This window comes from Micromonospora phytophila (genome assembly GCF_023656545.1).
GTDB lineage: Bacteria > Actinomycetota > Actinomycetes > Mycobacteriales > Micromonosporaceae > Micromonospora > Micromonospora phytophila.
The window spans coordinates 1-7372 of record NZ_JAMOKF010000277.1; the positions used below are offsets into that span (position 1 = coordinate 1).

The window sequence follows — 7372 nt, forward strand, 5'->3', positions numbered from 1 at the left end:
GTCGGGGCGTACGAGGACGAACCGGCCGCGCAGGACATCGACCCGGCCGAGGCCGCCCGGGTGGCCCGCCTCGACGCCGAGGTGCGGGTGGTTGACGGCCGCCCCCGCTACCACCTGGCCGACTGCGCGCACCTGGTCGGGCGCGCGCACGAGCCGCTGCCGGTCGCCGAGGCCGTCGGCCTCGGCTTCACCCCGTGCGCGCACTGCGCGCCGGACACCGCCCTGCTCGCCGACTCCCGTCGGATCTGAGCGGCCCGGCTGCAATGGACGACACGGTGACGATCGCGGTCCGGGTGAAACCGGGCTCCGCCCGCGCGCGGGTCGGCGGCTGCTTCGACGGCCCGCACGGTCCGGCACTGGTGATCGCGGTCAACGCCCCGGCGGTCGACGGGCGGGCCACCGAGGCGGCCCGGCGGGCGTTGGCCGGGGCGCTGGGCGTACGGCCGACGATGGTGTCGCTGCGGGCCGGCGCGGCCAGCCGGGACAAGCTCTTCCTGGTCGAGGGGGCGGCCCCGGAGCTGACCGAGACGCTGGGCCGGCTGCGCGACGGATCCGCCGGGTGAGGAACCCCCGGGCCGGGCGGTCGTGACACCCGGGCTGGACCTCGCGCTCCTGCTCGGCGCGGCGGTCCTGCTGGTGGCGGTCGGCGCGGTCCGGCTCTCCACCCGGTTGGGTGTGCCGAGCCTCCTGGTCTACCTGGCCCTCGGGGTGGCGATCGGCGAGGCCGGGCTGGGCATCCGCTTCGACGACGTCGATCTGACCCGGACCCTCGGCTTCTGCGCGCTCATCGTGATCATCGCCGAGGGCGGGTTGACCGCCCGGTGGAGCACCCTGCGCCCGGTGCTGGGGCTGGCCGCCGCGCTCTCCACCGTCGGCGTGGTGGTCAGCATCCTGGTGGTCGGCCTCGCCGTGCACCTGCTGCTCGGGCTGGACTGGCGGTTGGCCCTGCTCTACGGCGCGGTGCTCTCCTCCACCGACGCCGCGGCGGTCTTCGCCACCCTGCGCCGGCTGCGCCTGCCACCCCGTCTGGTGGCCACCCTGGAGGCCGAGTCGGGCATGAACGACGCCCCGGTCGTGCTGCTGGTGGTGCTGCTATCCCGGGAGGCGGTGGCCCACCCGTGGTGGTACGAGGCCGGCCTGGTCGCATACGAGCTGGGCGCCGGCGCGGCAGTCGGCTTCGCGGCCGGCGTCGGCGGGCGGTGGGCGCTGCGGCGCGCCGCCCTACCGTCGGCGGGGCTCTACCCGATCGCGGCGGTCGGGCTGACCGTGCTGGCGTACGCGGCCGGCTCGGTGCTGCACGCCTCGGGCTTCCTGGCCGTGTACGTCGCCGGGGTGATTCTCGGCAACGCGCGGCTGCCGCACCGGCAGGCGATCCTCGGCTTCGCCGACGGGCTGGCCTGGCTGGCCCAGATCGGGCTCTTCGTGCTGCTCGGGCTCCTGGTCTCGCCGGGCCGGCTGGGCTCCGCGGTGCTGCCGGCGGTGGTCGCCGGGCTGGCGTTGGTGCTCCTCGCCCGGCCGCTGTCGGTGGCGGCCTCGGCGTTGCCGTTCCGCTTCGGCCTGCGCGAGCAGGCGTTCCTGTCCTGGGCGGGGTTGCGCGGCGCGGTGCCGATCGTGCTGGCGACGATCCCGCTCTCCGAGCGGGTGCCGGGCGCCGACCGGCTCTTCGACTCGGTCTTCGTGCTGGTGGTGATCTTCACGCTGCTGCAGACCGGGACGCTGGGTCCGGTCGCCCGCCGGCTGCGGGTGACCGCGCCGGCGGAGGCGGCGGAGATCCGGGTGGAGACGGCGCCGCTGGAGCGGATGCGTGCCGACCTGCTCCAGGTGGAGGTGCCGCCCGGCTCCCGGCTGGCCGGGGTGCACGTCGACGAGTTGCGGCTGCCGCTGGGCGCCTCGGTGACGCTGGTGCTGCGCGACGGGGCGGGGATCGTGCCCGGACTGGACTTCCGGCTCAAGACCGGTGACAGCCTGCTGATCGTGGCGACCGGTGGGGTGCGCGACGAGGCGGAGCGCCGGTTGCGGGCGGTCAGCCGGCGGGGTCGGCTGGCCCGCTGGTTTGGCGAGTACGGCGAGGACCGCGACGATTGATCTGCTAGCGTTCCTTTTGCCCCAGTAAGGCATAACTAGGGGCTGAACGACGGGGCGTCGGTGCGGCACGTTGTCGGACGCCTGTACGTTCCGTATTCTTGCCAACCTCCGGAGTGCGCGGCCGTGTCGCCGTGCGCCCGTTTCGTACTGGGGGCACCGCTGTCGGTGACCCCTGTCCAGGTGCCGCGAACCCCGCGGTTCCGCGGCCGAGGGAGCGACGATGGCGAAGCCAGCCGACACCAGGACCGCCGGCCGCAAGCCGGTGGCGAAGGCCACCCGCAGCGCGGCGGAGACCGAGAAGATCCGGGCTGCCCTGGCGGCACGGCGCGACGAGTTGCGCGCCGAGTACGATCAGACGCTGAGCGAGATCACCGAGCTGCAGCGCGACCGGCTGACCGACTCGGCCGGCGACGACCAGGCCGACACCGGGACCAAGACGTTCGAGCGTGAGCAGGAGATCTCACTCGCCAACAGCATCCTGGAACGGATCACGCAGGTCGAGCGGGCGTTGGAGCGGCTCGACGAGGGTGGTTACGGCTGGTGCGAGCGGTGCGGCAACCCGATCCCGGTGGAGCGGCTCGCCGCCTTCCCGTCCGCCACCCTCTGCGTGACGTGCAAGCAGCTGGAGGAGCGGCGCTGAGGTCCGCTCCCCGGCGGCCGTGAGAGGTGGCGCGCCAGCGCCGCCGCGAGTGTCGATGGGGAGCAGATGTCCGAAGTACCGTCCGCCGGAACCGGCAGCACCGAGCCGGCCGGCGCCGCTGAGCCGGGCGGCGGCACGCCCCGGCGCCGGGCGGTCACCATCCTGCTCGGCGTCGCCCTGGTCGCCCTCGCGGCCGACCTGGTCACCAAGCACCTCGCCCTGCTCGCCCTCGCCGACCGGGAGCCGGTGCGGCTGCTCGGCGGGACGGTCTACCTCACCCTGACCCGCAACAGCGGGGCGGCCTGGAGCATCGGCTCCGACCACACCTGGATCTTCCCGCTGATCACCCTCGGGGTGGTCGGCTGGATCCTGTGGATGGCGCTGCACCTGCGGTCGCTGCCGTGGGCGATCTCGCTCGGGCTCGTGCTGGGCGGGGCGCTGGGCAACCTCACCGACCGGATCTTCCGCGCCCCGGGCTGGTTCGTCGGCCACGTGGTCGACATGGTCAGCCTCTTCGACCCGTACGGCCGGGTCTGGCCGGTGTTCAACCTCGCCGACAGCGCCCTGGTCTGCGGCGTGCTCCTCGCCGTGCTGCTGGAGCTGACCGGGCGCCAGCGCGACGGCAGCCGGGTCGGCCGGGCCGGGCCCGCCGCCGCGCCTGCGCCGGCCGGCGTCGACGCCGAGCAGCGGGAGCGGGCATGACCTCCGCCTTCGCCCGCGGCGGCGACCACCGCTCCCTGCCCGTGCCCGACGGCCTGGAGGGCATGCGCCTGGACCAGGCCGTGTCCCGGCTTTTCGGGCTCTCCCGCACCGCCGCCGCGGCCCTGGTCGACGCCGGCGACGCGCTGGTCGACGGGGCCGTCCGCCCCAACTCCCACAAGGTCAAGGCCGGCTCCTGGCTGGAGGTGACCCTGCCCGCGCCGGTCGCCGCGCCCACCGTGGTGCCGCAGGCGGTGCCCGGCCTGCGGGTGGTGTACGCCGACGACGACATCGTGGTGGTGGACAAGCCGGTCGGCGTCGCCGCCCACCCCAGCCCCGGTTGGACCGGCCCGACCGTGATCGGCGCGCTGGCCGCGGTCGGCCACCGCATCTCCACCAGCGGCGCCGCCGAGCGGCAGGGCGTGGTGCACCGGCTCGACGTGGGCACCACCGGGATCATGGTGGTGGCCAAGAGCGAGCACGCGTACAGCGCCTTGAAGCGGGCGTTCAAGTACCGCGAGGTGGAGAAGCGCTACCACGCCGTGGTGCAGGGGCACCTGGACCCGTTGCGCGGCACGATCGACGCTCCGATCGACCGGCACCCGACCCACGACTACCGCTGGGCCGTGGTCTCCGGCGGCAAGCCGAGCATCACCCACTACGACACCGTGGAGGCGTTCCCGGCGGCCAGCCTGGTCGACGTCCGGTTGGAGACCGGCCGGACGCACCAGATCCGGGTGCACTTCTCCACCCTGCGGCACCCGTGCGTGGGCGACCTCACCTACGGCGCGGACCCGACGCTGTCCGCCCGGCTCGGCCTGAGCAGGCAGTGGCTGCACGCCCGGTCGTTGAGCTTCCTGCACCCCCGAACGGGGGACGAGGTGAGCTTCGTCAGCGACTATCCTGACGACCTGGACCGCGCGCTCGAACTCCTTCGTGACTGAAGCGGCGACCCGCCCGAGAAGATCCGACGAGGGGATTTCCGCCCGTGCGCGCCGGTGACCTGCTGCGGCAGTTGGACCAGCGACTGCTGCCCCACCTGGCCGGCACCGTGACCCGGTGGGCCACCGCCCCGGCGCGGCTGCGGGTGCTCACCTCGGCCGCGCTGCTCTCCGCCGCCGCCGTCGTGCTCACCGCCGTCTGGGCCACCGACGACCGGCCGGCCGGTGACCGGACGGTCGGCGAGGTGACCCGGGTGGGCGTGGCCTACGGGGAGTCGATCCCCGGCTACGTGCGGGCCGCCGCGGCCGACCTGGCCGCGCTGCCCACCGTGGCTCCCGTCCCGGCCGACGGCACGTACGCCCTGGTCTCCCTCTCGTCGTACCTGACGCCGCAGCGGGCGGCGGCGGTCTTCGGGGACGTGGGTGTGGCCGAGGTCTTCGCGCGGGTGCCGCTGCCCGACCGGCAGACCGAGATCGTCCGGCTCCCCGCGCAGCGACTGCCCGGCGACCTGGTCGCCGGGATGGCCGAACTCGCCGCCCGCAAGGACCGGGAGGCGGCCGACTACCGCGCCCGGGCCGCCGAGGTGACCGGCGGCGGCCAGACCGAGCGCGAGCTGCGTCAGGTGTACGACAGCGGCGCCCAGGTCGCCACGGCGGAGGCAGCGGCGTACCGCTCCGGGTGTGCCTGCCTCTACGCGGCGGTGGTCCGCGCCGAACCGGCGGCGCTGCGCGGTGTGGCGGCCCGCTCGGGGGTGCGGGCGGTCGACCCGGCGCCCGAGGTCCACCGCCTCGACCGGACCGTCTTCACGCCGCCCCTGCCCGAGCAGCGGGAGGTCGCGAGCCCACCGGTGGACGCCGGTCTCACCCCGCGGTCTGAGTCCGGGACCCCCGTCCGGGGGTCGCCGGGCGTCCCGTCGCCCACCCCGGGCGCGGGCGAAACGTCGGAACCCGCACCCAAGGTAACGGATTCGTCACCCGATCCGGCCGGCCCGACATCCGGCCCCACACCGCCGGAGCCCCCGCCGACCTCGGCAGACTCCGCCGACGTCGGCTCGCCGGGGCCGATGCCGTGACAGCGGGCGGGACCAGAGGTGCGCGGACCGGTGTGGTCCGAATAGGGTTTCGTTCGTAGCCTGTCAGGCGGAGATCGATGGCGCTGGGAGGGCGAGCCTTGGAGGGCAGCGAGACCGGCTGGGGGCGGCCGGCCGAACCAGCGCCGCGGTGGCGGGCGCTGCTCGACCGCGCCCGACTAGGCGGCCGCCCCAACGAGCCGGCCGAGGCCGACCGGGGTGCCGAGGAGCCGCCGCCGGAGCAGCTGCCCCGACGCGCGTCCGGCGCCGGCTACGCCCGGGTGCCGGCCATCGGGCACCCCGCCGAGCTGTCGTACGGCACCCAGCAGGGCCCGTCGCCGTACGCCGCGGAGTTCGGCCGCCCGGCCGAGTCGAGTCACCGGGTCGAGGCCAGCTACCGGGTCGACCCGGCCTACCGGGTGGAACCGGACTACCGGGTGGAGCCGGACTACCGGCTGGAACCGGGCTACCGCGTGGAACCGGACTATCCGCCGGAGCCCGCCTATCCGCCGGAGCCCGCGTACCGGGTCCCCCCGGCCTACCAGCCTGAGCCGGCCTACCAGCCCGAGCCGGCCTACCAGCCCGAGCCGACCTATCAGCCCGAGCCGAGCTATCAGCCCGAGCCGACCTACGGCGAGCCCGCCGCCCCCCGCGCCCCGGAGCCGGTCGAGTCGCGCTACGCCCTGCTGGACAACGGCTACCGGCACGACCCGCCCCCGGTCGAGTCCCGGTACGCGCTGCTCGACAACGGCTACCGCGGTGCGCCGGCCTACCAGCCACCGCCACCCCCGCCGACGCCTCCGCCGCCACCCCGGGCCACGCCGCCGCCACCCCCGCCTACGCCTCCGCCGCCACCCCCGGCCGCGCTGCCGCCCGCGCCGGCCGTGACCGCCGAGCGCGGCTACCCGGCCCGCGTCGAGTGGCGCCCGCAGGGCGCGGAGACCGACCTGGACCGGGCCACCGGGGTGCTCCGCCGCGACCTCGGCACCCCCCGGGTGCTCGCCTTCGCCAACCCCAAGGGCGGCGTGCACAAGACCACCGCGACGGTGCTGGCTGCGGCGACCGTCGGCAGCGTGCGGGGGCGCGGCGTGCTGGCCTGGGACGACAACGAGCTGCGCGGCACGCTCGGGTTGCGTGCCGGCAGCGCCCGGCACGCCCGCACCATCCGGCACCTGATCAGCGACCTGGCGCACATCGAGATCAAGGAGGGCGCCGAGCTGCTGGAGCACCTGGACGACTACCTGCGGCACGCCTCCGACGGCTCGTACGACGTGCTGGCCGGCGAGGAGAGTCCCCGGTTCGCCCAGCGGCTCGACCAGTTCACCGTCCGCCGGGTGCTGGAGCTGCTGCGCCGTACCCACGACGTGGTCTGCGTGGACACCGGCAACAACGTGGAGAGCGCCAACTGGCGCACGGTCATGCAGGCCGCCGACCAGCTGGTGGTGACCACGGTGCCGCGCGAGGACGCGGCGTTCAGCGCGGACTGGATGCTCGATCTGCTGCACGAGGTGGGCATGGGGGAGCTGGCCGACAACGCGGTCACCCTGATCTCCTGCCCGACGCCGGGCCGCTCGTCGCTCCAGGACGACTTCGAGCGGCACTTCGCCACCCGCACCCGCGCCGTCGCGGTGGTGCCCTACGACCCGGCGCTGGAGACCGGCTCCTCGATCGAGTACCACCAGCTCCAGCCGGAGACCAGACAGGCGTGGCTGAAGGCCGCCGCGGTGATGCTGGAGCCGTTCGCCCGGTGAGCGGGTGTGTCCGCACCGGCCACCCGCGCCGCCGCCCGGCCTGAGAGGATCACCGGGTGAGCCCGGACACCCCCGATGCCGACCGGCCCGGCCCGCGTCCCGACGAGTCCGGCGGGAGGGTCCCGCCCGGCGCCGCGTCGCACCGGCCGACACCCGCTCCCTGGGCCGGTGCCACCTCCCCGACCC

7 protein-coding genes and 1 pseudogene are annotated in these 7372 nt (G+C 75.3%); all 8 read left to right on the forward strand.

Annotation, left to right across the window (positions count from 1 at the left end; genetic code table 11):
• Positions 1 to 249 (forward strand): annotated as a pseudogene (locus NCC78_RS24470) (hypothetical protein); the annotation flags it as partial.
• Between the two features lie 14 nt (positions 250 to 263).
• Positions 264 to 563 (forward strand): DUF167 domain-containing protein, encoded by a 300-nt coding sequence (locus tag NCC78_RS24475; protein ID WP_250797312.1) that lies wholly within the window; start codon positions 264 to 266, stop codon positions 561 to 563.
• A 22-nt stretch (positions 564 to 585) separates the two neighbouring features.
• Positions 586 to 2085 (forward strand): potassium/proton antiporter, encoded by a 1500-nt coding sequence (locus NCC78_RS24480; RefSeq protein ID WP_250797314.1) that lies wholly within the window; start codon positions 586 to 588, stop codon positions 2083 to 2085.
• A 220-nt stretch (positions 2086 to 2305) separates the two neighbouring features.
• Positions 2306 to 2725, forward strand: a complete 420-nt coding sequence (locus tag NCC78_RS24485; RefSeq protein WP_007463005.1) for a TraR/DksA family transcriptional regulator — start codon at positions 2306 to 2308, stop codon at positions 2723 to 2725.
• A 66-nt stretch (positions 2726 to 2791) separates the two neighbouring features.
• Entirely contained in the window at positions 2792 to 3427 is a 636-nt protein-coding gene (gene lspA, locus NCC78_RS24490; RefSeq protein WP_250797316.1) for a signal peptidase II, read from the forward strand.
• A complete protein-coding gene (locus NCC78_RS24495) occupies positions 3424 to 4368 on the forward strand; it encodes an RluA family pseudouridine synthase (RefSeq protein ID WP_250797318.1) in 945 nt (314 codons plus the stop codon). Before lspA ends, NCC78_RS24495 begins: the two co-directional genes overlap by 4 nt.
• Before the next feature lie 44 nt (positions 4369 to 4412).
• Positions 4413 to 5438 (forward strand): hypothetical protein, encoded by a 1026-nt coding sequence (locus NCC78_RS24500; RefSeq protein ID WP_250797319.1) that lies wholly within the window; start codon positions 4413 to 4415, stop codon positions 5436 to 5438.
• A 77-nt stretch (positions 5439 to 5515) separates the two neighbouring features.
• On the forward strand, positions 5516 to 7186 hold the full coding sequence (locus tag NCC78_RS24505; RefSeq protein ID WP_372495192.1) for a MinD/ParA family ATP-binding protein: 1671 nt from the start codon (positions 5516 to 5518) through the stop codon (positions 7184 to 7186).
• Positions 7187 to 7372: the final 186 nt, after the last annotated feature.